The 26987-nt window shown below is 66.8% G+C and carries 25 protein-coding genes and 1 tRNA gene; 10 read left to right on the top strand and 16 right to left on the bottom strand.

Annotated features, from left to right (window positions below):
• Nucleotides 1-23: 23 nt before the first annotated feature.
• A complete protein-coding gene (locus tag KCN53_RS02935; protein WP_088711517.1) occupies nucleotides 24-2045 on the bottom strand; it encodes an amidohydrolase family protein in 2022 nt (673 codons plus the stop codon).
• A gap of 8 nt (nucleotides 2046-2053) precedes the next feature.
• Nucleotides 2054-3007 carry an ornithine cyclodeaminase family protein gene (locus tag KCN53_RS02930; RefSeq protein WP_088711518.1) on the bottom strand — a complete coding sequence of 318 codons (954 nt, stop codon included), beginning with the start codon at nucleotides 3005-3007 and terminating at the stop codon, nucleotides 2054-2056.
• Nucleotides 3008-3137: 130 nt separating this feature from the next.
• On the opposite strand from KCN53_RS02930, the gene KCN53_RS02925 reads away from it, so the two are divergent.
• The 3 genes from KCN53_RS02925 (at nucleotide 3138) to KCN53_RS02915 (ending at nucleotide 5343) form a co-directional block, all read left to right on the top strand.
• Nucleotides 3138-3611, top strand: a complete 474-nt coding sequence (locus KCN53_RS02925; protein ID WP_088711519.1) for an Lrp/AsnC family transcriptional regulator — start codon at nucleotides 3138-3140, stop codon at nucleotides 3609-3611.
• A 48-nt stretch (nucleotides 3612-3659) separates the two neighbouring features.
• Nucleotides 3660-4133, top strand: a complete 474-nt coding sequence (locus tag KCN53_RS02920; protein ID WP_088711520.1) for an Lrp/AsnC family transcriptional regulator — start codon at nucleotides 3660-3662, stop codon at nucleotides 4131-4133.
• Nucleotides 4134-4275: 142 nt separating this feature from the next.
• Nucleotides 4276-5343: a Glu/Leu/Phe/Val family dehydrogenase gene (locus tag KCN53_RS02915; RefSeq protein WP_088711521.1), complete on the top strand. Its 1068-nt coding sequence runs from the start codon at nucleotides 4276-4278 to the stop codon at nucleotides 5341-5343.
• Nucleotides 5344-5389: 46 nt separating this feature from the next.
• On the opposite strand, the gene KCN53_RS02910 is transcribed toward KCN53_RS02915, so the two are convergent.
• Both KCN53_RS02910 and gluQRS read right to left on the bottom strand, forming a co-directional pair.
• On the bottom strand, nucleotides 5390-6277 hold the full coding sequence (locus tag KCN53_RS02910; protein WP_088711522.1) for a DUF481 domain-containing protein: 888 nt from the start codon (nucleotides 6275-6277) through the stop codon (nucleotides 5390-5392).
• 33 nt (nucleotides 6278-6310) lie between these two features.
• A complete protein-coding gene (gluQRS, locus tag KCN53_RS02905; protein WP_088711523.1) occupies nucleotides 6311-7135 on the bottom strand; it encodes a tRNA glutamyl-Q(34) synthetase GluQRS in 825 nt (274 codons plus the stop codon).
• 245 nt (nucleotides 7136-7380) lie between these two features.
• Between gluQRS and KCN53_RS02900 the strand changes: the two genes are divergently transcribed.
• Nucleotides 7381-7959, top strand: coding sequence for an HNH endonuclease (locus KCN53_RS02900; RefSeq protein WP_088711524.1), 579 nt, complete (start codon nucleotides 7381-7383; stop codon nucleotides 7957-7959).
• A 357-nt stretch (nucleotides 7960-8316) separates the two neighbouring features.
• On the opposite strand, the gene holA is transcribed toward KCN53_RS02900, so the two are convergent.
• From holA to KCN53_RS02880, 4 genes are read right to left on the bottom strand one after another with little or no spacing between them, the layout of a single operon-like run.
• On the bottom strand, nucleotides 8317-9381 hold the full coding sequence (holA, locus tag KCN53_RS02895; RefSeq protein ID WP_088711525.1) for a DNA polymerase III subunit delta: 1065 nt from the start codon (nucleotides 9379-9381) through the stop codon (nucleotides 8317-8319).
• Nucleotides 9378-9878 carry an LPS assembly lipoprotein LptE gene (gene lptE, locus KCN53_RS02890; RefSeq protein WP_088711526.1) on the bottom strand — a complete coding sequence of 167 codons (501 nt, stop codon included), beginning with the start codon at nucleotides 9876-9878 and terminating at the stop codon, nucleotides 9378-9380. Before lptE ends, holA begins: the two co-directional genes overlap by 4 nt.
• A complete protein-coding gene (gene leuS / locus KCN53_RS02885; protein WP_088711527.1) occupies nucleotides 9875-12448 on the bottom strand; it encodes a leucine--tRNA ligase in 2574 nt (857 codons plus the stop codon). Before leuS ends, lptE begins: the two co-directional genes overlap by 4 nt.
• A gap of 5 nt (nucleotides 12449-12453) precedes the next feature.
• Nucleotides 12454-12903, bottom strand: coding sequence for a DUF3576 domain-containing protein (locus KCN53_RS02880; RefSeq protein ID WP_088711528.1), 450 nt, complete (start codon nucleotides 12901-12903; stop codon nucleotides 12454-12456).
• Between the two features lie 273 nt (nucleotides 12904-13176).
• On the opposite strand from KCN53_RS02880, the gene KCN53_RS02875 reads away from it, so the two are divergent.
• Nucleotides 13177-13893, top strand: coding sequence for a hypothetical protein (locus KCN53_RS02875; protein ID WP_143712173.1), 717 nt, complete (start codon nucleotides 13177-13179; stop codon nucleotides 13891-13893).
• Here the strand turns inward: KCN53_RS02875 and KCN53_RS02870 are convergent.
• Nucleotides 13883-14458, bottom strand: a complete 576-nt coding sequence (locus KCN53_RS02870) for a thiamine phosphate synthase (RefSeq protein WP_088711530.1) — start codon at nucleotides 14456-14458, stop codon at nucleotides 13883-13885. The genes KCN53_RS02875 and KCN53_RS02870 overlap by 11 nt on opposite strands.
• Before the next feature lie 22 nt (nucleotides 14459-14480).
• Between KCN53_RS02870 and KCN53_RS02865 the strand changes: the two genes are divergently transcribed.
• Genes KCN53_RS02865 through KCN53_RS02850 form a run of 4 tightly spaced genes read left to right on the top strand, consistent with a single transcriptional unit; the run spans nucleotide 14481 to nucleotide 17478 of the window.
• Nucleotides 14481-15143: a YggS family pyridoxal phosphate-dependent enzyme gene (locus KCN53_RS02865; protein ID WP_088711531.1), complete on the top strand. Its 663-nt coding sequence runs from the start codon at nucleotides 14481-14483 to the stop codon at nucleotides 15141-15143.
• Nucleotides 15140-15826: an HAD family hydrolase gene (locus tag KCN53_RS02860; protein WP_088711532.1), complete on the top strand. Its 687-nt coding sequence runs from the start codon at nucleotides 15140-15142 to the stop codon at nucleotides 15824-15826. Before KCN53_RS02865 ends, KCN53_RS02860 begins: the two co-directional genes overlap by 4 nt.
• Nucleotides 15823-16434: a glutathione S-transferase family protein gene (locus KCN53_RS02855; protein ID WP_088711533.1), complete on the top strand. Its 612-nt coding sequence runs from the start codon at nucleotides 15823-15825 to the stop codon at nucleotides 16432-16434. Before KCN53_RS02860 ends, KCN53_RS02855 begins: the two co-directional genes overlap by 4 nt.
• Nucleotides 16435-16440: 6 nt before the next feature.
• Nucleotides 16441-17478 (top strand): saccharopine dehydrogenase family protein, encoded by a 1038-nt coding sequence (locus KCN53_RS02850; protein ID WP_088711534.1) that lies wholly within the window; start codon nucleotides 16441-16443, stop codon nucleotides 17476-17478.
• Here KCN53_RS02850 and KCN53_RS02845 read toward each other — a convergent pair.
• The gene (locus KCN53_RS02845) at nucleotides 17475-17978 is read right to left on the bottom strand and encodes a L,D-transpeptidase family protein (RefSeq protein ID WP_224199427.1); all 504 of its coding nucleotides are present in this window, start codon (nucleotides 17976-17978) and stop codon (nucleotides 17475-17477) included. The genes KCN53_RS02850 and KCN53_RS02845 overlap by 4 nt on opposite strands.
• 293 nt (nucleotides 17979-18271) lie before the next feature.
• On the opposite strand from KCN53_RS02845, the gene KCN53_RS02840 reads away from it, so the two are divergent.
• A tRNA-Thr gene (locus KCN53_RS02840) sits at nucleotides 18272-18344 on the top strand.
• Nucleotides 18345-18362: 18 nt separating this feature from the next.
• Here the strand turns inward: KCN53_RS02840 and KCN53_RS02835 are convergent.
• From KCN53_RS02835 to KCN53_RS02810, 6 genes are all read right to left on the bottom strand, one after another.
• Nucleotides 18363-20732, bottom strand: coding sequence for a putative bifunctional diguanylate cyclase/phosphodiesterase (locus KCN53_RS02835; protein ID WP_172406170.1), 2370 nt, complete (start codon nucleotides 20730-20732; stop codon nucleotides 18363-18365).
• Between the two features lie 126 nt (nucleotides 20733-20858).
• Nucleotides 20859-22469 carry a bifunctional phosphoribosylaminoimidazolecarboxamide formyltransferase/IMP cyclohydrolase gene (gene purH / locus KCN53_RS02830; protein WP_088711537.1) on the bottom strand — a complete coding sequence of 537 codons (1611 nt, stop codon included), beginning with the start codon at nucleotides 22467-22469 and terminating at the stop codon, nucleotides 20859-20861.
• A gap of 2 nt (nucleotides 22470-22471) precedes the next feature.
• The gene (locus tag KCN53_RS02825) at nucleotides 22472-24067 is read right to left on the bottom strand and encodes a heparinase II/III family protein (RefSeq protein WP_088711538.1); all 1596 of its coding nucleotides are present in this window, start codon (nucleotides 24065-24067) and stop codon (nucleotides 22472-22474) included.
• Nucleotides 24064-24732 carry a ribulose-phosphate 3-epimerase gene (gene rpe, locus KCN53_RS02820; protein ID WP_088711539.1) on the bottom strand — a complete coding sequence of 223 codons (669 nt, stop codon included), beginning with the start codon at nucleotides 24730-24732 and terminating at the stop codon, nucleotides 24064-24066. The genes KCN53_RS02825 and rpe overlap by 4 nt, the downstream gene beginning before the upstream one ends.
• 32 nt (nucleotides 24733-24764) lie before the next feature.
• The gene (locus KCN53_RS02815) at nucleotides 24765-25958 is read right to left on the bottom strand and encodes an RsmB/NOP family class I SAM-dependent RNA methyltransferase (RefSeq protein ID WP_243444620.1); all 1194 of its coding nucleotides are present in this window, start codon (nucleotides 25956-25958) and stop codon (nucleotides 24765-24767) included.
• A gap of 56 nt (nucleotides 25959-26014) precedes the next feature.
• Nucleotides 26015-26896, bottom strand: a complete 882-nt coding sequence (locus tag KCN53_RS02810; RefSeq protein ID WP_088711541.1) for an SDR family NAD(P)-dependent oxidoreductase — start codon at nucleotides 26894-26896, stop codon at nucleotides 26015-26017.
• Nucleotides 26897-26987: the final 91 nt, after the last annotated feature.

Below are 26987 nucleotides of genomic sequence, written 5' to 3'. Positions count from 1 at the left end.
GTCCTCCGCGCCGGTCTCGCCGTTCAGGGAGAGGCCGGCATCGTGATCTCCGGCGGGCCCGCGAAGGGCTCGACGCCGACCGCCGTCCAGATGTCCGCCGGAAAGTAGACCGTGCCGTCCTTCACCACCATGCGGATGTCGTGCAGCAGAGCCAGGTCCTCCAGCGGGTTGCCGTCGATCAGCAGGAAGTCGGCCAGCTTGCCCTTCTCGATGCTGCCCAGCATCTGCTCCCGGCCGAGATAGGTTTCGGCGCCCAAAGTCGCGAGGCTCAGCACCTCGGCGGGCGGAATGCCCGCCTCGGCATAGATTTGCAGCTCCCGGTGGACGGACAGGCCGGTACCGTCATCGGTGCCGGGAAGGAGTTGCACGCCGCGGTCGTGCAGGCGTTTCACAAGCTCCTTGATGCGTTCGAAAGAGCCGCGATAGGCCGCGTCGTCGCGGCCGCTTTCAATGGGCGCGATGGCTTGCTGGCGCCGGCGCTGCAGCCCCACGGGCAGATGGTCGAAATAGTTCGCCACTGCCGGGCTGATCGCGCCGTCCCGGCTCAGCATCAGCAGTTCCAGGGTAACGGCGGTCGGGTCCAGCGCGACGCCCTCGCTCGCCATCGCGGCGACGGTACGCTCGACGCGCTCCGCTGACAGATCGAGGTCGGCGGTGCGCCGCATCGCGGTCAGGCGCAGCGGCGTCCGCGTGTCTTCTCCCTCGTCCAGGACCCAGCCCAGCATCAGCTGGTTGATATGCGTGATCTCGTCATAGCCCGCCGAAATCATCGCATCGGCGTCGGTGAAGGCGGGAATATGGCCCGTCACGCCCATGCCGAGACGCCTGGCCTCCCGAACGACCGCCGGCACCCAGTCGGGATTCAGGCTATTGTAGATCTTGATCTGCCAATAGCCGCGCGCGGCGTACCAGCGAACGGCATCGAGCGCGGCCGATTCGCTATCGACGATGAAACCATTGCGCGAGCTGTAGTCGCTCCGGCCCTCGAGGAAGCCGTTGCGGATAATGCGCGGGCCGGCCAGGTCGCCGCTCTCGATCCGGGCCTGCAGGTCCAGCAGAAAGCCGTTGTCATTGCCCATGTCGCGCACGGAGGTGACACCGGCAGCCAGGTAGAGGAGCGCCGACTGCAGGCCGACATGGGCATGCATGTCGTGGAGGCCTGGTACCAGCGTACCGCCGCCGCCGTCGATCAGGACTTCTCCCGGCGTGGGCGGGCTCGTCAGCGGTTCGACTGCGGCAATCCGGTCGCGGAAGACGAGCACCGAGACGGGCTCGCCCAATGTGCCACTCTCGGCGTCGAATATTCGGACATCGCGAATGCGGATGGGCGCATCGAAGTCCCGGGCGACCTCTGCCTGAATGGCCTCGAACCGCTCGGCGGTGCGCTCCGCGGCGATATTCTGCAGCTGTGCGGCATAGGCCTCTGCGTCGCTGCGGACCGTCACGCCCCGTGCCGACAGCACGGCGAACAGGCGATCGTGGCCGTCGAGCAGGACCATGTCGGGCGACAGGCCGATCCCCCGTACCCAGAAGGCACGGTAGCTCTCGCTACCTAAGGTCACGGGCGCCATCGGTTCCAGCGACAGCGTGCCGCCGGGAAGGGCCGCAATGCGCCGGTCCGGCCGGTCGAGAAGCACCCGGGCATAGAGCCCGAGCGCCCAGGGACTGGCATTCTGGGCGACGTAGAGTGTGGGCGCGTCGAGGGCGGCTTCACGCTGCCCCGTCGAATCGCTCCAGCGGGCTTCCCCGCCCTCGCGGACGAACCGTTCTTCGATTTCCCCGCCGAACGTCGCACTGCCTTTGATCGTCCAGCGCTGCGGCAGGCCCGCTTCGTCGAGGATAAGGACTTCGTCGGTGGTCGGCCCGCGCCCGTTATTCTTCAGGTCGTAATGGACGCGCACCTCACGGCCCGACCGGTCGGCCTCGACATGCCCGACCTGTTCCCCGTTGGCGATGATGGTCAGCCGCTCGGGCTGCGCCAGTGCCGGGCTTACCAGCAAGGCGCAGGACAACAGGACAAGGGCGGGGCGCAGCAGGGTAAGCATGCCGGGTTCTAACTCCGATAAAGATGCGCCGCGGCGGCCAGATCCTGAACGGCATGGCCTAGCGACTTGTAGACTGTGATGTCGGATGGCGATTCGCGGCCGGGTGCCCGGTTCAGCAGGACGTCGCCGATCTCCGCGAGGATATGGCTGTCGGCGACGGCGCCCTCGTCGCGCGCGACCAGGAATTCTGCCGCGGCGTCCAGCGCCGACGCCCGGCTGTCGACGAAGTAGCGCGATCTGGCGACGAGGGGGGTGTCCACTTCCACCGGGCCCGCCGCGCTCGATCCCACCAGGTTGATATGTGTGCCCGGCCGGATCCAGTCGCCGAACAGGAAGGGCTCTCGCGCGGTCGTCAGGGTACAGATCACATCCGCGCGCTCCGCTGCCGCCTTCAGCTCGCGGCAGGATGTGGCGGGAAGGCCGAGTTTTTCAGCGGCGTCCTGCGCCAGCGCCTCGGCCTTTGCCGGGTCGCGCCCCCAGATGACGACATGGTCGAACGTGCGGACGAGTGGCAGCGCGTGAAGGTGTGAGCGCGCCTGTCCTCCGGTGCCGGCGATCAGCAATGTGCGGGCATCCGGTTTTGCCAGCGCGTCGGTCGCCACGGCGCTGGCGGCGGCGGTCCGGATGTGCGTGATTTCTTCGGCGTCCGCGACGCAGACGGGGCGGCCGTTTTCGGGCTCGAACATCACCACCAGGCCCCGATGACGCCGGGTCCCGGGGCGGTCGGGATCGGCAAACACGCTGATCAGCTTTGCGCCGAACATGTCATCGTCGCCCAAGGTGCCCGGCATCTGCGCAAAAGTGCGGCCCTCGCCCATCTGGATCATGCTGCGCAGCAACTGCCTGGTCCTGCCCGCCGACAACGCCATCATCGCATCGCGCACGACCTTCAGGCAGCTTGGATAGTCCAGGTGGCGCCGCACGGCCTCACCGTCGAACGTGCGCAGCGCTTCGCCCGCCATATGCTGTCCGCCCGTTTGCATAGATGGGGTTAGCCTAGTCGATCACACTGGTGAATTCTTGTTCCTTTTCGCGAGTCTGCCTAGGTCTCGACATCGACTATTCGCGAATCCCGCTCGACAGGACATATTTATGGCGACTGAACTCGACCGGCTGGACCTAAAGATTCTCGACCGATTGCAGATCGATGCCTCTGAATCCTCCAGCGAGATCGCGGAACGGGTCGGGCTGTCGCAATCGCCCTGCTGGCGGCGGATCCAGCGCCTGAAGGACGAGGGCTACGTCAAGGAGCAGGTTTCGGTCCTCGACCGGGAAAAGTTCGGCGAAAGCATGTACATCTTCGCCCAGCTCAAGATGACTCGCCTCAGCGACGAGGACCGCGAGCGCTTCATTCGCTCGATCGAGAATATCCCCGAAATCACCGAGGCCTATACGCTGTTCGGAGAGATGGACGTGATGCTGAAGGTGCTCGCCCCGAACATCGCCTGGTACCAGAATTTCACCTTCCGCACCCTGCTGCGCTTGCCGGGCGTGGAGGACATCCGCTCGACCGCGACGCTGTCGGAAATGAAATGCACGCACCGGCTGCCGCTTCCGGCGGCATGACGAGCCCGCCGATCATCGGAAGAATTCCAGCTGTCGGACAGGACTGCCATGGCTGACCCGGAAAGCCTCGACCCCTATGAAAAGCGCATCCTCGCGCTGCTGCAGGAAGATGCTTCGCTTCCCACCGCCGCGATCGCCGAAAAGGTCGGCCTGTCGGCTTCGCCATGCTGGCGGCGGATCGACCGGCTGGAGAAGGAGGGCTTCATAAAGCGGCGCGTGGCGCTCATCGATCGTCACAAAATCGGTCTCAACGCCCATGTCTTCGCGCAGGTGAAGCTGAACACGCATGGGCGGAAACATCTCGACGAGTTCGCCGAAGCGATCCGCGCCTTTCCCGAAGTTCTCGAATGTTTCGTCCTGATGGGCTCGGTCGATTTCCTGCTGCGCATCGTCGCCACCGACATCGACGCCTATGAGCGCTTTTTCTTCGACCGCCTGTCGCAGCTTCCCGGCGTTCAGGAGGTGAATTCCACCGTCGCGCTCTCCGAAATCAAGTCGACGACCAGCCTGCCGATTCAATGAGCGGCCGCGAAGGAGGGAGAATTAACCCCGATTCGCAATGAACCGGGAAAGATTCTCCTCGGATTCTGCTTCTCGCGTCTGTTTTAGGTCAGACATTTCGCTCCCCACGGTCGAGAAGTGCGGAAGACGAAGGAGCGACAAGATGAGTGATTTCGACCAGGCCGCGGCTGTTCCCCCGGAAGCCGTCCACATGCTGAGCGACCCGGACTCGGGTCTCGAGGGCGTGATCGTGCTTCACTCGACACGGCTCGGCCCGGCGGCGGGCGGGTGCCGCTTCTGGACCTATCCCGGCCCGCAGGAGATGAGACGCGACGCCCTGCGCCTTGCCGAGGGCATGGCCTATAAGAATGCGATGGCCGACCTGCCGCTCGGCGGCGGCAAGGCGGTGATCCGTGCGCCCGAGGGTGGTTTCGACCGGGCAAGGCTGTTCGCCGCATTCGGCCGCGCGGTGGATAGGCTTCGCGGCACTTATGTCACCGCCGAGGACGCCGGAACCGGCGTCACCGACATGCAGGCGGTCAGCGGCGCGACCCGTCATGTCGCCGGTCTTGCTGCATCGGAAGGCCGGCCGGGCGGTGATCCGTCGCCCTGGACCGCCCTCGGTGTGTTCCTGGCGATGCAAGAGGCGGCCCGCCGCAAGCTCGGAACCGGTCTCGACGGGCTAACTGTCGCCGTCCAGGGCCTCGGCCATGTCGGATCGGCCCTGTGCGCCCTTCTCCACGAGGCGGGCGCCCGGCTGATCGTCTCGGAGCCGCGCTCCGACGTCGCGGCGCATGTGGCCTGCCGCTACGGAGCCATGATCTCGCACCCGCAAATGATCGTCGAAGCCAAGTGCGACGTGTTCGCGCCGTGCGCGCTCGGCGCGGTCCTCAACGCGCGCAGCATCCCGAAACTGCGGGCGGCAATAGTGTGCGGCGCTGCCAATAATGTCCTGGCGTCCGAGGAGGATGGCGACCGCCTCGCCGAGCGCGGGGTGCTCTACGCGCCCGACTATGTCGTCAACGCCGGGGGCATCATAAATGTCTGCGCCGAATATCTCGGATGGAGCCAGGAGGAGGTAGAGACCCGCGTTCGTTCCACAGGCGACCGGCTTGCCGCCGTTCTCGATCATGCAGAGCGCAGCGCGACGGCGCCGCACCGCGCTGCCGATGCCCTCGCGCGTCGCCGGATCGCGGCTGTCCACCCACGGGCGCACAGCCGGGCCGCCTGATCCGCCCTGGTTGCGGCTGCGATGGCGCCAGCCTGCGGCTATCCGGTCAGAAACCGTAGACCAGGCTCGCGCGCGTGATCGTATCGGTGGACTCGCGGCCGTCGGGCGGGTCGGTCTCGTGCAGCACATCGAAGCTCATGCGGGCCGACAGATTGCCGGCGAGCTTCGCCGTGGCTGCGGACTTGGAATATAAACTGCTGTTGCCGGTCGACAGGACGAAGCCGGCGCCCTGTGACAGCGTCACCGTCGAACTCGGTTTCCATTCCACATCGGTTCTTCCGAGCAGGTCCAGGCGGTTCTCGTCCTCTTGGTCGGTGAACCCTGTCTGGCGCAGGGCGGGGCCTCCTTCCACCGTCCAGCTCAGGTCGTCGCTGTCGGCCAATCGGTAGCCGAGACCCAGAGACTCGGTGAAGCGATATTCGATCCCGGAGAACCGGTCGCGCTCGAAGCTCAGCAGGCCGAACGAGAAGAACGCATCGCCGGACAGATCGAATCGGCCCGTATAGCCGGAATAGATCCGCTCCCGCCGAACCGTGCCGTTGGTCTCCAGATAGTCGAAGCTAAGACGGATATCATGTTCCCAGCGCGTCGTCCGCTTGTCGAGATTGAGCGAGGCCGACACGCCGAGTTCGTCGGTGTTCCCGGAGGAGAGGGAGCCGCCGATCGCGCCCTCGCCTGCCCAGCCGTCGAAGAACCCCTGCGAAGCGATGCGTTCCGCCTTCGCTTCCGCACGCGTCGTGCGAATCTCCTTCGCCAGCGCCGCGATCTCCTTCGCGCTGTCCGGCGCCGCGCGTTTCGCCAGCTTCTCGACCGTTGCCAGTTCGTCCGCCGACGCATCGCGCAGCATGGCTTCCACCACCTCCGGGATCGGCGCGGCGTCGGCGGAAAAGGATGTGCTGGCGAGAAGGAGCAGAAGGGCTGCGTGACGCGTCATGACTTGTCCCTGATATTCCTGTTGGCGGCCCGGTTAACGGTCGCCGTTCGATTTCGCGAGGGCGAGGAGCCGGGCGCGCACGGCTGCCGGGTCCGTCCCCCGGGCTCGCAGCCGCCTGAGCGGTTCGGCCCCGTTCCGTTTCGCCAGCCGCTTGCCATCTGCGCCGGTAAGCAGCGCGTGGTGGACATAGGCAGGTTCGGGCAGCCCGAGAAGAGCCTGCAGCAGCCGCTGCACATGCACGGACGGAAGCAGGTCTTCGCCCCTGACGATCAGACTGATCTCCTGTTCGGCGTCATCGAGCACCGAGGCGATCTGATAGCTTGCCGCCGCATCCTTCCGCGCCAGCACGACGTCGCCGAGCAGGCCGGGGGTCACCTCATGGCGCGTTCCGCGCTCGCTGTACTGCAATGGCCCGGCAAGCTGCGCGGCTCTTGCGCTGTCGAGGCGCAGCGCGAAGGCGTCGGTATCGCGGCGGTCCTGCCGCTCGGAATCCGTGAGGCTCCGGCACGTTCCAGGGTAAAGCGGGCCATCGGGCCCGTGCGGCGCCGCGCCGGCCTCCGCAATATCCTTTCTGGTACAGAAGCAGGGGTAGAGCACGCCGCACGCATCAAGCCTGGCGAGGGCGGCCCGGTAGGCTTCGGCGCGCTCCGACTGATAGAGAACGGGTCCCGTCCACTCGATGCCGAGCCAGGCGAGATCGTCGAAAATCGCTTCGACGAACTCGGGCCGGCTTCGGCCCTGATCGAGATCCTCGATCCGCAGTTGCAGGGCGTCGGACCGCTCTGCCGCAAGCAGCGCGGAATAGGCGTGTCCGTCGTGAAGATAGCCGGTGGGCGAGGGCGCAAAGCGGGAAATCATACGCAAACCGGCCTCAATCCACGAGTCGCGGCGAATTGACTGTTGACCAACTTTTCCCGCTCTGGTGTCATTCGCTCGTCATAGAGGGGCGTCATGGGCGCCCCAAGTCAAGAGTTCGGCGGGCCGGGACCAGCCCTGTCAGCCGTCTCCAGGGGCGTTTCCGGACGACCCGTGTGCGATGGGGTGCGGTGACGCGGCCGTTTCTGTTCGCCTTCTGGCGGCAGAGGGAGGGCTGTGTGACTGCAATGAACCATCCGGACCTGCACCGGGACAGGCGTCAGGCACTGGAAGCCTGCCCGGCCTTGGTCCTCAACGCGGACTATACGCCGCTTAGCTACTATCCGCTCAGTCTCTGGGCCTGGCAGACGGCGATCAAGGCCGTGTTTCTCGACCGTGTCGCCGTGGTCGCGGAATATGAGCGCGCCGTCTGCTCCCCGAGCTTCCAGATGAAGCTCCCCTCCGTCATTGCTCTGCGCGAATATGTAAAACCGGCCGCACACCCGGCGTTCACACGGTTCAACCTGTTCCTGCGCGACAGGTTTTCCTGCCAATATTGCGGCGAAACCAGCGACCTCACCTTCGATCACGTCATCCCGCGCGCCTATGGCGGCATGACCACATGGGAAAATGTCACCACCGCCTGCGCGCCGTGCAACCTGGCGAAAGGTGGCCGGACACCGCGGGAGGCGCATATGGAGTTGTTCTCCACACCGCGCAGGCCGACGACGCACGAACTCCAGTCCAACGGACGGGGCTTTCCGCCGCATTACTGCCACGAAACCTGGCGCGACTTCCTCTACTGGGACGTCGAACTGGAGAGCTGAGCCGCGTTGCCGTCCTTCGTCTCTTCTGTGGCGTTTGAACAACAGTTCGGGCCCTAAATCAGCCAGTCCCGGCCCGCGCCGGCGGAACAAATATTGCAGATCGCCTGTTCTCGTTGCGTAATTTGCCGCACATAAGCGGCGCGATTTGGACTTGACGATGAGACTGGCCTTGGCCCGGAACGACAGCAAACTGCCCGATGGCTTACGGCGTTCGGAGACGCTGGGTTCGCTGCTGGCGTCGCTCGACCGCCCTGTCGAACAGAGTGTCGTCCGCGGCGGTTACAACCGCCTTTCGGAATTTCTTCAGTCGACGGCACGGCGGCGTTAGCCCCGCGTCCTCGGTGCCGATTTCGGTGATCAGCGCAGGTTGCGCTGGCGCCGCTGCTGCCCCCTGCGCGCAAGAGCCAGAAATTCCTGCGCCGCACGCACGTCCCCATTTACCGAACCCGAGGATTTCAGCTTCGCTTCCAGAAAGCTGAGCCTGTCCAGTGCGCGCTCGGCATCCGCGAGCGGCCACAGGTCCATCTGCGCAGCGAGCGCCGGCTTGTCCTTCCAGAAAATCCGCCGCCCCAGACTGTCCAGATAGGCGCTTGCAGACTGACCCGGTGGTTTCGCGCCGTTCAGGTCGAGGATCTGGTGCAGCCGGCGCAGCAGCGCGCGCGTCTGCGCCACCGCGACCTTGCCTTCGGCTGTCAGCCGGCCCTGTTCGCGGATCGCAGTCTTCGGCCGGCCGCCGAGAACGCCGTCCACGAGCGTTCCGAAGGCCGCCTCCGCGAAGGCGGCTCCCAGAAGATCGAGCGTTTCGTCTTCCAGCGGCTGCGGGGTCTCCGGGGTCGCGCCGAGGTAAAGCGCATATTTGCGCAGTTCCTGTTCGGCGACGGCCTGGCTCGCCAATGCCGTTTCGGTCAGGCGAAGAAGGGCCGAACGGGTCGGTTCCAGTCCCATTTCGGCGCACATCGCCTTCACTGCCGCTTCTGCGTCGCGGGCGGAGGGGGCGTAGAAGCGAAGGGCGGCGCCCGCCTTGCTCGCCTGCACCAGCTTCACAAGTGCATGGGTCGGCTTCAGGTCGCCGGCGATCAGGATAGCGGGATTGTCGACACGCCCCGCTTCCAGCAAAGCCTCGGCCGCGGCGATGACCTGGTTCGCCCCGGCACCGGCAATCGGCTCGACCCAGCAGACCCGCTTGCCGCCGAACATCGAAATTGCGGCCCCCTCGTCGGCCAGCTTCGACGGGCTGTCCTTCAAATTGGCGGGCGAGAGATGCACCTTCTCCGTGTCTTCGCTGCCCGCGAGCGCCGAGAATAGCGACGCGGCGCTTGCCCGCGCGCTCGCTTCATCGGCACCATAAAAGAGGAACAGCCGCACATCGGCCGGTGGGTTCGCTGCGAACCGGGCGATCTCCGGTCGCTTGTCCAGCTTCATCCCGCTGTCCTGCGGCTCAGCAGGAGAGCGAGGCGCTGCGTGATATCCTCGGCGATGTCGCGGGACAGCCGCTCAAGCGCCGTCGATTCCGCTGCGACCACGGCATAGTCCGAGGACACGACGTCGATGCCGGCATCGCTGCGCGAGGTTGCGTCGATCAGGACTTCTCCCGTCGCCAGCTCCACCAGCTGCCAGCGTGCGCGCAGGGTGCGGCGCTCACGCGTGATGGAATCGTCGCCGCGCACGCCGAAGCCGGTGATGTCGTCGTCCAGGCGGATGTCGAGACGGTAGGCCTGCTCGCCTGCCGGGGTACCGAGCCGGTCGAGAAGCGCCTGTCTTACAAGGTAGCCCGAGCGTTCGGGGATCAACGGGACGTCGACCATGGCGAGGCCCGAGGCCGCCGCGCCGGATGCGCCGCCGCCATAAACGGGTTGCAGGCTGCATGCGGGCGCAGAGAGCGCGAGGAGTATCGCGAGAGAGGCCCGCGCCGCGATCATGCGACGACCAGATTCACCAGCCGGTCGGGGACGACGATCACCTTGCGGACGGTCTTGCCCTCGGTGGCCGCGGCGATCTTCTCGCGTGCCATGACGAGCGCCTCGATTTCCTCGCGGGGGGCGCCCTTCGCTGCGTCCACCGTATCGCGCAGCTTGCCGTTCACCTGAACCGCGATCGTCACGCTGTCGTCGACCAGCAGGGCGGGGTCGGCTTCGGGCCACGCGGCCTCGGCCACCAGCCCCTCGCCGCCAAGCGCGGCCCAGGCCTCTTCGGCGATATGCGGCATGGCCGGCGCAACGATCCGAACCAGCATGCGGATGGCCTCGCTGCGGCTTTTCGACGGCTTCGCCTTTTCGATCGCGCCCGTCAGCTCGTAGCAGCGCGCCACCAGCTTGTTGAAGCGTAGCGCTTCCAGGTCCTCGGTGACGCCTGCCAGTGCCCGGTGCGCCGCTTTCAGGACGGCTTCATCGTCACCCGTTCCGGCCTCCGCCGTGACCAGGCGCCACAGCCGGCCGACGAAGCGCGATGCGCCCTCGATGCCGGCTTCGGACCACTCCAGGTCGCGTTCGGGCGGCGAATCGGACAGGACGAACCAGCGCACCGCATCGGCGCCGTAGCGCTGGATGATTGGCTCGGGATCGACCGTGTTCTTCTTCGACTTCGACATCTTCTCGACGCGGCCTACGAGAACCTTCAATCCGGTAGACTTATCTATTAGTCCCTTGTCTGTGCGCTTGATCTCTGCAGGCGACCGCCATTCGGTGATGTAGTCGGCGCCTGGATCTTTGTCCCAGCCCCAGATCCGTCTGTCTTCGTCAGTTGCTGGACGAGTGACTGAGTAAGTCTCGTGCGTGACCATGCCTTGCGTGAACAGCTGTCGGAAGGGCTCGGTCAGACCCGATTCGATCATGCCGACATGGGCAAGCGCGCGCGTCCAGAAGCGGGCATAGAGCAGGTGCAGGATCGCATGCTCGACGCCGCCGATATACTGGTCGACCGGCAGCCAGGCGGCGATAGCCTTCGGATCGAACGGGCGGTCCTCCGGCTGCGATGCGAAGCGCAGGAAATACCAGGATGAATCGGCGAAGGTGTCGAGCGTGTCGGTTTCCCGCTCCGCCTTGCCGCCACAGGACGGACAGTCGACCTGCTTCCAGCTCGGATGGCGTACCAGCGGGTTTCCGGGCGTGCCGAAATCGACATCCTTCGGCAGTTCGACGGGAAGCTGGTCGGCTGGAACGGGGACGACGCCGCAGTCATCGCAGTGGATGATCGGGATTGGCGTGCCCCAATAGCGCTGGCGGCTGACGCCCCAGTCGCGCAGGCGGTACTGCGTCGTGCCTTCGCCCCAGCCTTCGGCCTCGGCTTTCTCGATGACGGCGGCAATGGCGTCCGCAACGTCCATCCCGGTCAGCCATTCCGAATTCACCAGCTTGCCGGGGCCGGTATAGGCCTCCTCACCGATCGGCGCGTTTTCTTCGCCCTCGGGGGCCACGACGCGCGGCACCGGCAGCGCATATTTGCGCGCAAAATCGAGATCGCGCTGATCGTGCGCCGGACAGCCGAAAATCGCGCCCGTGCCATAATCCATCAGGACGAAATTGGCGACGAAGACGGGCAGTGTGATCGTCTCGTCGAGCGGGTGGATCACGCGCAGGCCGGTATCGAAGCCGCGCTTCTCGGCGGTTTCCAGGTCGGCTTCCGACGTCCCCGACTTGCGGCACTCCTCGATGAAGGCCGCGAGCTGGGCGTTGTCCTCCGCCAGCTTTAGCGCCAGCGGATGATCGGCGGCAATGCCGGCGAAGCTTGCGCCGAACATGGTGTCGGGCCGGGTGGTATAGACTTCCAGCCCTTCGTCGCGGCCTTCGATGCGAAAGCGAAAGGTCAGGCCGCGGCTGCGCCCGATCCAGTTCGCCTGCATGGTGCGAACCTTGTCCGGCCAGTTTTCGAGGGTTCCGAGACCGTCGAGCAGCTCGTCCGCGAACTGGGTGATCTTCAGGAACCATTGCGACAGTTTCTTGCGCTCGACGGGCGCGCCGGATCGCCAGCCCTTGCCGTCGATGACCTGCTCGTTCGCAAGCACGGTCATGTCGACGGGATCCCAGTTCACATAGGCCTCGCGCCGATAGACGAGCCCGGCTTCCATGAACTTCAGGAACAGCGCCTGTTCATGGCCGTAATAGTCCGCGTCGCAGGTCGCGAATTCGCGGCTCCAGTCGATGGCGAGGCCCAGCGTCTGCAGCTGCGCGCGCATCGCCTCGATATTCGCCCGGGTCCAGCCTTCCGGATGGACCCCGCGCTCCATCGCGGCGTTTTCGGCCGGCATGCCGAACGCATCCCATCCCATCGGGTGCAGCACCTCGTCGCCGGCCATCTTGCGCCACCGGGCAAGCACGTCGCCCATGGTGTAATTGCGCACATGGCCCATGTGGATGCGCCCCGAGGGATAGGGGAACATCTCCAGAATGTAGCGTTTCGGGCGCTCCGAGGCCGTGTCGGCGCGAAACGTCTCGCGTCCCGCCCATTCGGCCTGCCACTTCCCGTCCGCCTTCGCGGGATCGAAGGATGTCATGACGCTTAGCCCGCGGTGGCGGCCCGGCGCAGGTCACGGGCGCGCGACAGGATCGCCTCCTCCAGCTTCTGCACCGTACCGGCGCGCACCGCCACATCGACCCAGTTTCCAGCGACGCTTTGCTGGCGCACCGCCGCCACGCGCACGCCGTCGGCACGCAGCTCACGGTCGAGAATGAAGACGGTGACTTTCACACGCTCTTCCGGCGCCTGCGGGTTGGCGTACCAGTCGGTGACGATGACGCCGCCCTGGCTGTCCACCTGCGCCATCGGCATGAAGGCAAGCGTTTCCAGGCTGGCCCGCCAGAGAAACCCGTTCACGCCGATATTCGTGACCTGGCGCGCGTTCGCCAGCGTTTGGACTTCGCGGTCTGCCCCGCCGCCTCCGCAGGCCAGCAGCGGGAGGGCAAGGAGGGCCGCGCCAAGCGGACGAAACACAGTGTGCAAGAAAGACATGAGGACGGATTTCCAACCGGACGATTACTCTGGCCGGCGCTTGTAGCGCGGCCGGGGCATGGGCGCAAAGCCCGCCTCGCCGGCAGGGTATCGCCGTGCGACCTACGTCATTTCCCCCATCATTTGCGCTATGACGTGGTGTTGCGGTCACAGCTTGCCGGAAATGTCACCGAATCTTCTCCGGAACCCTTTTTAAGACTCGGAACTTCAAGGGGGATCGGGCATGGCCGATGCGTATGGGACTTTGGCTGCAATGCGAGTGGGGAGTTTGCGATGACAAGTAAATCGTCTTTCATGCTCGCCGGCGCGTTCGCGCTGCTCCTTGCAGCTCCCGTTTTCGCCCAGGAGGATGCCGGTAAGGCGGGAGATGATGCCCGCGTGGCGGCCGGTACGCTCGGCAGCTTCACCCCGGCAGGAAAATCCGCCCGCACTCTTCCGGGCAGGATGTCCGAGATCGACAGCCGCTTTGCTTTCACGCCGTCGCGGCAGAAAAAGGACAAGGAGCGCGTGACGGTGGAGGTCATCCGCCGCGTCGACCGTGCCCGTACCCAGCCCGGCGGAACCGAACCGACTGCCTCGCGCGCATCGGCAGACACGCGCGCCGTAAAGGTCGCGACCGGCGTGGACGTCGGCTATGCCGGCTTCTCCCTCTCCGGCGAATATGACCGCGAGGAGGGCCGCGTCGAAGGGTCCGAGCGCGAGAGCGTCGCGGTCGGCCTCGGCTACGAGGCAAAGACCTGGCGTGCGGACGTGAAGGCCGGCGCCTCCCAGCCCGCCGACCAGAACATCTACGTGCCGACCCCGCTCGGCGAATCCGTCTCCGTCGAACTTGGCGGCGCCTTCGAGCTGAACCAGCGTCTCTCGCTGAAGGGCGGGGTGCGTTACGACCGGATCCGGCCGGAAGCCTTCACCCGCGACTTCGTCAACCGCGACGAGGACCGCGCGAAGGAAACCGGGACGGTCTATCTGGGAACGTCGCTCAGCTTCTGATCGGCTTCCAACCGGGTAACTTGCGCCCCGGTCCATTTTCATCCTGTTCCGGGATCCACGCGTCGATGGCCGCCCAACCGGCAGCCCCGAGCGGTTTCAGCCGCCTGAAGCGGTGCTCGTCCATGCCGCCGAGCGCCGCCACCGGGAGCGGGCTGCGACGTGCCATCCGGCCGAATCGGAGCGGTCCGAGCGCGGCGGCGGCCGCGTGCGAGCGCGTCGGAAATACCGGCGATAGAAAGGCAAGCGCCGCACCCAGCCTGGCGGCGCGCACCAGCTCGGCCGCATCATGTGCGGAGGCGGTCAGCGCGCCGGGCCTTCGGTCGCCGCGGTTGGCATGGCGCGGGCCCGTCCAGCCGGTCGGCGGGTCGGCTGCGACCAGCAGCAGCCCTTTGCGCACGGCGAGCGCGTCCACCTGTTCCAGGAGAGCAGCCCGGTTCGGTGTCCGATAGTGCCGGAACACGACGCCGCTGCCGCGCGGCAGGCGTTCGAGCGAAGTCCACAACCGATCGCCGATGCGCTCGTCGGTGAACAGCCAGCGGACGGGAAGGCGGTTGCAGCGTCTCATGCCGCATATATAGCGGGCGGCGATGGAAAAGGCCGAACAGAGACTCGAGGCGGTGAGAACCGCCATCACCCGCGCGGCAAAGGTCGCGGGCCGCGATCCCTCGAAGATCACCCTCATCGCGGTGTCGAAGATGCATGAGCCGGACCGGATCAGGCCCTTGCTGGAGGTCGGGCACCGCGATTTCGGCGAGAACCGCGTGCAGGAGGCGCAGCGCAAATGGCCTGCGCTGAAGGAGGAGTTTCCTGACGTACGCCTGCACATGGTCGGACGGCTGCAGTCCAACAAGGCGGCCGACGCTGCCGGGTTGTTCGACTGCATTCACTCGGTCGACCGGTCCTCGCTGGTGAAGGAACTGGGGAAGGCGGCCGCCGACCATCCCACCCGGACCTTCCTGCAGGTCGATATCGGGGAGGAAGAGCAGAAGGGCGGCTGCCCGATCGGCGAGATCGGCGCCCTGCATAGCCGGATGGAAGAGGCAGGGATCGCTCCCACCGGCCTCATGTGCATCCCGCCCGCCGGAACGGAGGCGGCACCCTATTTCGCACTGCTGGCGAAGCTTGCCGGGGAACAGGGTCTTGCCGATCTCTCCATGGGCATGAGCGCGGATTATGAGAGCGCTGTCATGCTCGGCGCCACGCATGTCCGTGTGGGGACGGCGCTGTTCGGCGATCGGCCCAGTCCATGAGCGGCGCGCCGGTTATTTTCGACTTCGACGGCGTCATCGTCGAAAGCGAGCTCGCCGGGAACCTGCATCTGGCGGACCTTCTCACCGATCTCGGCCGTCCCACGTCGCTCGCCGATGCGGTGCGCGAATTCACCGGCCTGTCTGGGACGAACTTCTTTCGCGCGCTCGAGGCCTGGCTGGGCGGACCCGTTCCCGAGGCTTTCCATACCAGGCGCGGCGAAGAGGACCGGCGAATCATGCGCGAAGGCGTCGAGCCGGTGGCCGGGGCGCTCGAATTCGTCGCCGACTTGCCTCCCGGCCGCCCTGTGGCGATCGTCTCGTCCAGCGACATGCGCTGGCTCGATGCGCATCTCGGCCACCACCGCATCAAGTCGCGTTTCGAGCCGCACATCTACAGCGGCAAAACTCATGTGGAGCATAGCAAGCCTGCTCCCGACATCTATCTCTACGCCGCCGAACAGCTGGCGGCGGATCCTGGCTCCTGTTTCGTCATCGAGGACTCGCCCGTCGGCGTGACCGCCGCGGCGAAGGCCGGGATGCAGGTGTGCGGCCTGCTGGCGGCGGGGCATGTGCTCGACGGTCATGGCGACCGGCTGCGGGAAGCGGGTGCACGCTGGCTCGCCAAGGATTATGAACAGGTGGCGGCGCACCTCGCTGCATTCGATGCGGAGGAACGAGCATGATCACCCTGTATTGGAGCCCGCAGACTCGCTCTGCGCGCGCATTCTGGATGCTGGAGGAAGTGGGGCGGCCCTATCGGCTGGAAGCAGTCGACATCCGCGCCGAGACGCGGCGAGACCCGAAGGGGTTCGCCGAGGCGAGTCCGCTCGGCAAAGTCCCGGCGCTTACCGACGGTGAGACGAGCGTCGCCGACTCGGCGGCAATCGCCCTTTATCTTGCCGATCGCTACGCCGCCGGCGATCTGGCGCCTCTTGCGGATGACCCGGCGCGCGGCGAGTTTCTCTACTGGCTGTTCTACACCCCGTCGGTGATCGAGCCGGCGATGGCTGAGAAGATCGCCGGGATCGCGCCCAATCCTGTCTCCTTTCCGTGGGGCAGTTTCGACAAGATGGTCGCCGCGCTCGAGCGCAGACTGGCAGACCGGGAGTGGGTCAGCGCCGGGCGCTTCACCATGGCGGATCTGCTGCTTGCCGGTTCGGTCGATTTTCTCGCCAGCTTCGGCATGCTGCAGCCGTCAAAGCCGCTGGCCGACTATCGCGACCGCTGCCTCGCCAGGCCTGCGGCTGTGCGGGCCCGCGAAAGGGAGGCGTCCGCGGCGGCGGGGGCTTAGCGCGGCATGAGCCTCCTTCTCTACGGCGCCTATGGCTATACCGGACGGCTGGTGACGGAGCGGGCGGCCGTGCGCGGCCTGTCTCCTCTCCTCGGGGGGCGCCGCGCCGAGCCGCTCAACGCGCTCGGCAGCAAGTACGGGCTCGAAACGCGCGACTTCGGCCTCTCCACCGATCCGGAAGCCCATCTGTCCGGCGTTACCACGGTGCTCAATCTTGCCGGTCCCTTTTCGAAGACCGCCCTCCCGCTCGCCCGGGCATGTCTGGCTCAGGGCATCAACTATCTCGACATAACCGGCGAAATTTCCGTCTTCGAATCGCTTTTCGGCCTCGACGGTGAAGCAAAGACGAGGGGGGTGGTCCTGCTGCCGGGTGCCGGCTTCGACGTCGTCCCCTCCGACTGTCTCGCAGCTCATGTTCACCGCCGGCTTCCGCACGCCCGCCAGCTTACGCTGGTGATCGGCGGGCTCGAGGAGGTCAGCCGCGGGACCGCCCGGACGGCGCTTGAGGGAATTGCGCGCGGAACCGCCGTGCGCCGCGCCGGGCAGATCGAATATCTCGAGGAGCCACCACGCAGTTCGGCCGATCTCGGCAACGGTGTTGTCCCGACGATGGCCGTGTCCTGGGGCGATGTGGCAACAGCTTACCATTCCACCGGCATTCCCGATATCGAAGTGCACTTCGTCCTCAACGACCAGCTGAAGCGGGCCGCGTCGCTGCCCGGCCCGGCCCGCTGGTTCATGGGCACGCGGCTTGGGCAGTGGCTTGGCCACAGGGCGATCGACCGCATGCCGGCCGGCCCGTCCGAGGAGGTCCGCAACCGGGCCCGCGCAGTGTTGGTGGCCGAGGCCGAAGCCGCCGACGGCACCCGCGCCGTCGCTGAACTGGAGACGCCCGAGGCCTATCGCCTTACGGCGCACACGGCGCTCGATGCTGCGCTCCGGGTGGACCGCGGAGACGCCGCCCCCGGGACCCACACGCCGTCGACGGCGTTCGGCCCCGACTTCGTCATGGGCTTTCCAGGCGTCGTCCGCCGCGACCTTTAGACGATGCTCAGATAGCTCTCCGCCGCCAGCAGCGGCAGCAGGGTGAGAAGGGCGCCGCGTTCCACCGCTACGCAGCCCGCCGTATGCGGCTTGGCTGCGGTACAGTGGAGGAAGACGGCACTGCCTGCGCCGGGAATGGCAGGCGTATTGTGCGATAGCGTTACCACGATGTCGTACAGGCCGTCGTCGCGCCACATCCGTTCGGCGGAATGGCGATGGGGGTGGCGCACCGGACGGTTGTAGGCGGGATCTTCGGGATCGTCGGACCATCCGTCGGCCTTCGCCGTCCAACGCCAAGGCAGGGCGATGCCCGGCGGCGGCACCACCCGGTCGGGCCGCATCAGGACTGTCGACAGCCTGTAGGTGCCGAGCGGTGTGGCGCGGTCGCCCTCACGCTTTTCACTCGCCGGTATGCCGCCGGCGGCCCCGATTAGGCAGGGAACGCTAATATCGCCCCCTACCAGCATTTGGCTCGCAACGCTGACGAGGAGATGCGACAGCCTAGCCATGACGGCACAGGCGGTCTTTTCCCCGCTCTCGTCCAAATTCGGCGTCGTCCAGAGTGGCCCCCCTATGACGGCGACACGGGGCCGGCGATACCGTCCCACGCAACGCAAACTAAACCCCTACTCGGCCCATACTGCACGAACGGTGCCATTGGACAACTTACTAATGAAAATAGTCACTTGGTGGACAAACCATTCGGCTAGTGTAAAGTATACCGACATAGGGAGTGCACTTCACCGCTTGACCGCTACGCGGTCGGTCGCGCATGGCGGCTTTGTCCCGGGAGGCCGGCTTAGCTCAGCTGGTAGAGCAACCGCCTTGTAAGCGGTAGGCCGTTGGTTCGAATCCGACAGCCGGCACCGGGAGGGCAATTTCGCTCAGGGCGAGGCGCGCAGTTTCTTCACGATCACCTTGCCCTCGGGCACCGCCGCAGACTCGGTGGCTTCGGGCGCAAGCGCATGCGGCGCTGCGGCGAGGCCGGAACCGGTCTGGCCCGGGACCCCGGTGAATTCGCCTATGGGTTTGGCAGCGGAGAACAGGAACCCCTGTGCCTGGCGGCACCCTTCGCGGGCGAGTTGTTCCATCTGCTCTTCAGATTCGACCCCCTCGGCCAGGGTGGTGATCCCGAGGTTCGAGGCAAGGTCGATCGTCGCCCGAAGCACGGCTAGGCTTTCCTTGCGGCTGGTGAATTCGCTGATGAAGCTCCGGTCGATCTTCACCTTGTCGAAGCGGAACTGGCGCAGATAATTCAGCGAGGCATACCCCGTGCCGAAGTCGTCGAGGGCGAGGCGCACGCCCATCTTCTGCAGAGTCTCAAGCGAGGCGCGCACGGCCGAAGAATCCTCCAGCACGACATTCTCCGTGATTTCCAGCTCAAGCCTGTGCCCCGGCTGGTCGCAGCTCGCCAGCGCCGACATGACCGTCGCGGGCAGGTTGCCGTCGCGAAGCTGTACCGGCGAGACGTTCACGGCAACACCGACATCGTCCGGGAAGTCGGCAAGCTGCCGCACGGCCTCGCGGATCACCCACTCGCCAAGCGGTACGATCAGGCCGCAGCGCTCTGCCAGCGGAATGAAGTCGTCCGGCATGATCAGGCGTCCGTCCGGGCGGCGCCAGCGCAGCAGCGCCTCATAGCCGATCGTCGCGCGCGTCTTCACGTCGATCAGCGGCTGGTAGTGGATTTCCAGCTGCTCGCTGTTCATCGCGTTCATCAGGTCGGCCTGAAGCGCCCGGCTTTCGTCGTCGCGCTCGCCGATTTCCGGGCGGAACGCGCACATCTGGCCTCTGCCCGAACGCTTCGCCTCGTACAGCGCGAGATCGGCCGCACGGATCAGGTCGCCCATCGTCTTGCCGTCGCGCGGCGCGACCGCCATGCCGATGCTCGTACCCACTTCGAGCCGGTGCGGACCTGCCGCCACCGGGTCGCGGTACGCATCGAAAATCCGGCGGGCGACGTCGCGGGCGCGCGCCTCCACGTCCCGGCCTTCGAGGAGGACGGCGAATTCGTCGCCGCCGAAGCGCGCAACGGTCAAAGCCTCGTCTAGGACGGTCTTCAGGCGGACGCCCGCCTCCGCCAGTACGCTGTCACCCACATCGTGGCCGTACAGATCGTTGATGGCCTTGAAGCGGTCGAGGTCGAGGAACAGCAGCGCGACCTGCTGCTGACCGCGCCGCCGCTCGAGAGATCTGGAGAAGTCCTGGTTGAACGTGGCGCGGTTCGCCAACCCGGTCAGCGCATCGAAATGCGCCATATAGGCGACTTTTGCTTCGGCCTCCCGCATTTCGGTAATGTCTGTAGCAAAGCCGCGGAACGCCACTCGGTCGCCATTTTCTACTGGCCTGCCGGAAAGTGACCACCAGCGGGTTTCGCCGTCGCGCGTGACGCGCACGGCAACGTTGCGAAAGGAGAGCTTCGCCTCCAGATAATGTACCAACTGGGTTCGTTCCGGGCCTTCGTCGAACAGGGCGTCGAGGGTCAGGCCGCGGAGCCACCCGATGCTTCGTCCCGCCGCCTCGGCGAAGCGGTAACCCGGATCGACGAGACGTCCGCCTGCGTCGAGCTCCCATAGCCAGTCCGTGCGGGCCCAGTCTGTTTCGCGCAGCAGCAGGCTGATGACGTCGCGCGAACGCCGCAGCGCGCGGGTCCGCAGGTGCGAGTTGCGGAAGGTGTGATAGCGCTGAACGATACCGCGCATCAGCATCAGCATCAGCGCGATCATCAGGGCAACGCCGCCGATCTCGCCTGCCGTGGCCATGGCGGCCATGCCGCCGGCGGCGATGCAACCGACGGAAATCGCAGCAGCCCTCGGCAGCGCCGACAGGCTGATCGCCTCGACACCCATCACGCCTGCTGCGGTAAAGCCAATCAGCATCAGTTCAGAGTGCGACGCCCCCTGGCCGAGAAGAAGCATCACGCACAGCCAGGCTGCGCCGAGACCGGCATTGGCCAGCTCCAGCAGGCGGGTGCGGCGTTTGATGGCGAGCCGGCCTTTCAGGTCGTGCTGTTTGGGAAGCGAACTTGCCGTGGCTAGGAAGCGCAGCGCGACGCCGATCAGAATGACCGACAGCGGGCTCAACAGCGCCGCACTGCTGTTCAGGTCGGCAAAGGTCAGCAGCAGGAGGCCGGCGAAGATCAGATTGCCCGCCGTCGCCATGGTAACGGACCGCTGGCAGGACTCGATTCCCCGCCGCTGCAAGTAGGACAGGATTTCCGCCCGTTTCACCAATTTCTGCGCGGATACCGCCATTGCCGTCCCCATCTCCTTCGGGAGGCGTAGACGCGACGTGGAAATATTCGGTTAAATTCGGTGTCTATCTTCGCTCGCTGCCGGGCCCTCAGACCCCGCCTTACTCAGGCGGGGGAGGAGTGCGGGTCAGTGCCGGAAATGCCGCATGCCGGTAAATGCCATGGCCAGCCCGCGTTCGTCGGCGGCGGCGATGACCTCCTCGTCCCGAACCGAGCCGCCGGGCTGGATCACCGACGTGGCGCCCGCCTCGGCGCAGGCGACCAGGCCGTCGGCGAACGGGAAAAAGGCGTCCGACGCGACGGCGCTTCCCTGCGTACGCGGCGCGTCCCATCCCGCTGCCTCCGCCGCATCACGTGCTTTCGAGGCGGCAATTCGCGCGGAATCGAGCCGGCTCATCTGGCCGGCGCCGATGGCGGCGGTCGACCCGCCCTTGGCGTAGATGACGGCGTTCGATTTCACATGTTTCGCAACGCGCCAGGCGAACATCATGTCGGCGCGTTCCGCGTCTGTCGGTGCACGCTTGGTGACGATGTTGAGGTCACTGCCGGAGGCGCCCGCCCCGCCGTCGACAAGTGCATTGTCGCGCGACTGCAGCAGCATGCCGCCGGCGATCGTCTTCAGCAGCAGGCCGGTGCGCGCCGCATCGGGAAGCTCTCCGGTCAGCAGCAGTCGCAGGTTCTTCTTTTTCGCGAAGATCTCCCGCGCGTCGGCATCGGCGTCGGGCGCGATGACGACTTCGGTGAAGATCCCCGTAATCGCCTCGGCGGCGGCGCCGTCGAGCGGCCGGTTCGCGGCGATGATACCGCCGAACGCGGAGACGGGGTCGCAGGCGAGCGCCGCGCGGTAGGCCGCCTCGACCGTCTCGTCCGTGGCGACGCCGCAGGGATTGGCATGTTTGATGATCGCGATGGTCGGCGCCTCGCCGCGAAACTCGCTGATCAGGTCGAGCGCGCCGTCCGCGTCGTTCAGATTGTTGTAGCTCAGCTCCTTGCCCTGGACCTGTTCGGCCTGGGCGACCCCGGCGGCGTGCGGGCCCATGGGCGTGTAGACCGCAGCCGCCTGGTGCGGGTTCTCGCCGTAGCGGAGTTCGCTCGACCGGGACATGGCGACCGTCATCGTCTCCGGGAACGCTTCGCCCTGGTCGGAAAAGGCGAACCAGCTGGAAATCGCGGAATCATAGGCGGCCGTGGCCGCATAGGCCTTGGCCGCGAGCCGCCGCCGCATGGCAAGGCTTGTCGCGCCGCCCTGTTCGTCGAGTTCGGCAGCGACCAGGGCATAGTCGGCGGGATCGGTGACGATGGTGACGGCGGCGTGGTTCTTTGCGGCCGAGCGCACCATCGAGGGACCGCCGATGTCGATATTCTCGATGATCTCGTCGCGGTCCGCGCCGCGCGCCACGGTCTCGCTGAAGGGGTAGAGATTGACGCAGACCAGGTCGATGGGGGCGATGTCGTGCGCCGCCATCGCGGCTTCATGTTCGGCGTTTCCGCGCACGCCGAGAAGCCCGCCATGGACCTTGGGGTGCAGCGTCTTCACGCGCCCGTCCATCATTTCCGGAAAGTCCGTCAGTTCGGAAATGTCCTTCACGTCCAGCCCGGTATCGCGCAGCGCGCGCGCCGTGCCGCCGGTGGAGACGAGCTCGACACCGTGCGTCGCCAGCTGCCTGGCGAAGTCCACCAGCCCGGACTTGTCCGAAACCGAAAGAAGCGCGCGCCGCACGGCGACCTTGTCCGTCATGTCTATCCCATCTTCCTGAACGTCCAGCGGCCCGACCAGCCGTCGGCAGGGGCTTCGTCCGAGACGACCAGCTGCCGGGTCCGAATTGCGCGGCCCTCCTCGCCGATCCAGAGGCTGTCGTCCACAGAAACCGTCCCGGAATCGGTCTTCAGCTGCCACAGAGCGCCCGACCGTGTCCGGACGAGCGCACCGCGAAGGTCCGCGGTCGGCGTGATGTCGAGGCCCGGCGCAAGGTGAAAGCGGATGGCGAGTTCCGCCGCCCGCCTGCGCTTGCGGCCTGCCGGGATCAGCCTGTCCACTCCCTCGATTTCCCGGCCGGTTTCGGACAGGCGCAGCGCCCGCTCGTGCAGAAAGCCGAAGGCGGCGCGGTAGCCGTCATGCGTTGCGGTGACGCGAAGGCCGTTATCTTCGTCCTCGCGCTCGACCGAGACCGTGTCGACGCCGGCGCCGAGGGGTTCGCCGCGCGCGACGGCGGACTGGTTCGTATCGGCGAGGATCAGGGTGGAATGCGCCGCGCTGTAGCGAACGGGGGTCTTCAAGCGGGCATCGAGCGCGCCGCGCAGGCCCCGGTCACCGCCCACATTGACGATGACCCGCTCTGCCTCGTCGCTCATTTCGAAGGCAAGCGCGCCGGCATGGGCCGCCTCATTGTCCGCGGGCTCGGGCGGGGGGCCTGCGTCGAAGAGGAGGACGGTCCTGCCGTTTTCCAGCCGCTGCAGCCCTGAATCCGCACCGGCACCGATGCCGCGCTGCGCCTGTCCCGGCCATCCGAGCGCATGATCGATGCGAGAGCGCCGGCAGATGTTTCCGCCGTGCAGCGCCGTCAGCCGTCCGTCGCCGAGGCGGGCGGCCTTCAGTCCCGCGCGTGCGCGGGCATCGAGCTCTTCCAGCGGCGGCGACAGCGGCTCGCGAACGGCCTGGTAGGCCAGACGGCAGACCTGGACCCATTCCAGCACCGCCAGCAGGTCCGCGGGCGCGCGGGAGGCGGGAAGGCCGTGCGGCAGGACCGTGCTCTCCGCCGCGTCGGCCTGCAATTTTTCCGCCCGCTTCGGGGCGGGGCCGCCGCCGTCGATCAGCAGCGCGCCCAGCGTGACACCGGCGGCGGCGTGCAGGCGCGGCATCCCCCTGGGCAGTTTCGAGCCGGTCCGCTCGGCATGCAGCGCGGACATCACCAGCGTCTTCAGGAGCGTTTTGCGGCGCTCGGCATCCGTGTTCAGGACCAGCGGGGCATGCAGGATCCAGAACGCCGCGCGCAGGCCGGCGCGGTCGGCGCGCCAGGCAAGATCGCCCGGATCGCCGTAGCGCGACAGCCAGCCATCGAGGATCGGCGACAGGAATTCGGTCGCTTCATCGGGCCGCATGGCGGCGGCCAGGTCGCGCAGCCAGGCAAAGCCGTGCACATGGGTGCGGAATGCCTCGGAGGCGGAGGGCAGGTCCCAGTCGCCCGAGCGCAGGACGAATCGCTCGCCGCGCCAGACGATCTCGCCTTTCAGAAGCGCGCGCGCCGCCTCCGCATCGCCTGGCACGGGATCGCCGAGGGTTGCGACCAGCCGAAGCGGAACGCGCCGCTTGAGACCGAACCTTTCGAGGAGGCTCACCTCTCCTCGCCGCGCAGGGCGGCGATGTTGTCGGCGTAGGCGGAGGGGCCGCCCTTGAATGTGGCGGAACCCGCCACCAGCGCATCGGCGCCGGCGTCGCGTACCCGCTGCGAGGTGTCGGCGTTGATGCCGCCGTCCACCTCCAGGTCGATATCGCGGCCGCTGGCATCGATGCGGCGGCGGATGTCCTCGATCTTGCGCAGCTGGCTGTCGATGAAGGACTGGCCGCCAAAGCCGGGATTGACGCTCATCACCAGGATCAGGTCCAGCTCGTCGATCAGGTAATCGAGCACGTTGGTCGGCGTGCCGGGGTTCAGCGAGAGTCCCGCCTTCTTCCCCAGCGCCTTGATCGTCTGGATCGTTCGGTGCGTGTGCGCGCCCGCTTCGGGGTGGACCGTCAGGATATCGGCGCCCGCCTCGGCGAACTCCTCCAGATAGGCATCGACCGGAGAGATCATCAGGTGGACGTCGAAGGTCTTCTCTGAATGCGGCCTCAGCGCCTTCACCACGGCGGGGCCGATGGTGATGTTCGGCACGAAATGGCCGTCCATGACGTCGACATGGATCCAGTCGGCGCCGGCATTGTCGACGGCGCGCACTTCTTCGCCAAGCTTGGCGAAATCTGCGGACAAAATGGAGGGGGCGATACGGATGGGCTTGGTCACGGGCGCGCCATAGCAGGACTCGCGCCGCGCTGTCAGCCCGGTGCGGTCAGCCGTGCCATGAAAAATCCATCCAGGCCGCCCTCGTCCGCCAACATGCCCGGAAGCGTTCGCACCGTCCCCGCCGCCTGGGCCGGAATATCGGCGGGCAACAGGCCCTCCGGCGCGCGGTCGACGGTCCAGCGCGGGTGTCGCTCGCAGAAGGCATTTACCTGCGCTTCGCCCTCTTCGGGTTCCAGCGAGCACACGGCATAGACCAGCCGACCGCCCGGCCGCAGCAGGCTGGCGGCATGGTCCAGAAGGGCGGCCTGGGTCGCCAGTGTCGCCTCCAGCCGTTCGGGATTGCGGATGTGCAGCACGTCCGGATGGCGGCGAAAGATCCCCGTGCCGCTACACGGTGCGTCCAGGAGGACTGCGTCGAACGTCTCGTCCGGGGTGAAGGCGCGCGCGTCGCTTTCGACGAGGCTGGCGGAAAGGCCCGTGCGCTCCAGATTCTCGGTCAGCCGCTGCAGGCGCCGCGAACTGTTGTCCACCGCCACGACCTCGGCTCCGGCGGCGGCGATCTGCATGGTCTTGCCGCCGGGCGCGGCGCACAGGTCGGCGATGCGCTCACCCGCCTGCGGTGCTAGCAACCGCACGGGAAGCGAGGCGGCGATGTCCTGGACCCAGACCGCCGTACCGGCGAAGCCCGGCACATCCTCGACCCTGGTATCGGCGGGTAGGCGCAGGTGGCCGGGAAGCAAGCTGCGGCCGTCGACGCCGGGACCGGCGCCGTCGGCATGACTCAGGTCGAGCGGCGGCGGCGCGGCGAGGCTGCGGGCCGCCGCCTTGGCCACCTCCTCGCCCCACGTCTCGCTCCAGCGCCTGTGCCAGAGCTCGGGCAGCGTCGGAGTGTCGGGAAGCGCGCTATCCTTCAGGGCGGCGGACAGGACGCCGTGCACCAGTCGGCGCGGGCCTCCCCCCACCAGGGGCAGCGCGGTTGCCACGACGGCATGGTGCGGGGTTTCCAGGACAAGCGCCTGCGCCAGCGCCATGCGCAAGACCATCCGGGCGCGGGCGTCGCCGGGCAGGGCCTGACGCGTGCGGCCGTCGATCAGGTCATCGAGGTCGGGCAGCCAGCGCAGTGTGGACGAGGCGATGTTGCGGGCGAGCGCGCGGTCGGACGGCGACTCGATTGCACGAAGGGCGCGCGGCAGGGCGGCCTCTAGGCTGCGTCCCTGCCACAGCACCGCCTGCAGCAGCGTGAGGGCGCCGCGCCGGGCGGGCAGGCCCGGCGTGTCCGCGTTCAGCGGGCGTGCGCCTTTTTGCCGCCCGCCTCCTGAGTTTCCGCCTTTTTGTCGTCGCTGCTGAGAAATGTCCCGATCCGTTTCCAGTAGCTGACCGGGAACAGCCGGGTCAGATAGTCGACCATGCGGGCATCCTTGCCGATCAGGACGCGGTGCTCCCCGCGCTCCATGCCGCGCACGATGGTTTCCGCCGCCTGTTCGGCGGTGGTGGGCGCATTTGCAAGGAAATCGTCGGGATCGTGCTGCATCGCCTCCGGGCCCTCGCCCAAACCGCGGATGAACTTCGAATTATGCGCGACGCGGGTCTTGATCCCGCCGGGATGCACCCTGACCACCTGCACCTCCGGATGTGTCAGCTGCATTTCCAGGTGCAGCGCTTCGGTAAAGCCGCGGACGGCATATTTCGAGGCATTGTAGGCGGTCTGGGTCGGGTAACCCATCATGCCGAACACGCTGGAGACATTGACGATCCAGCCATGTTCGCCGCCGATCAGGTGCGGCAGGGCTGCGCGGCATCCCCGCATGACCGCGTCGAAATTGACGGCCATCACGCGGTCGAACTCCTCCGGCGGGCAATGTTCGAAGGGGGCTACGACGCTCAGGCCGGCATTGTTGATGATGCCGTCCAGCCCGCCGAATTCCGCAGCGGCCGCATCGACCCAGTCTTCGAGCGCGCCGGGATCGGTGACATCGAAGACGGCGGTGGAATGCGGGTAGTTTCCCAGCAGCTTCGCCGTTTCTGCCAGGCCGTCCGCGTCGCGGTCGGCGAGGGCGAGCTTGGCGCCCTTTTCTGCCAGCAGGCGCGCCAGCGCCCGCCCGATCCCGCTGCCCGCGCCGGTCAGCGCGATGGTCCTGCCCGCAACCGAGTTGATGCTGGCCATGATCCTCTCCCCCCATTGTACGACAGGACGCGGCAATTCGTCCGAGTCGGTTTTCCTTTGCAACGGCCGCGTCTGTGCGGGCATTCGCTAC

It is taken from the genome of Pacificimonas aurantium, from assembly GCF_020092905.1.
In the GTDB taxonomy this organism is placed as follows: Bacteria; Pseudomonadota; Alphaproteobacteria; order Sphingomonadales; family Sphingomonadaceae; genus Pacificimonas; species Pacificimonas aurantium.
This window is presented reverse-complemented; position numbering and strand designations above follow the sequence as displayed.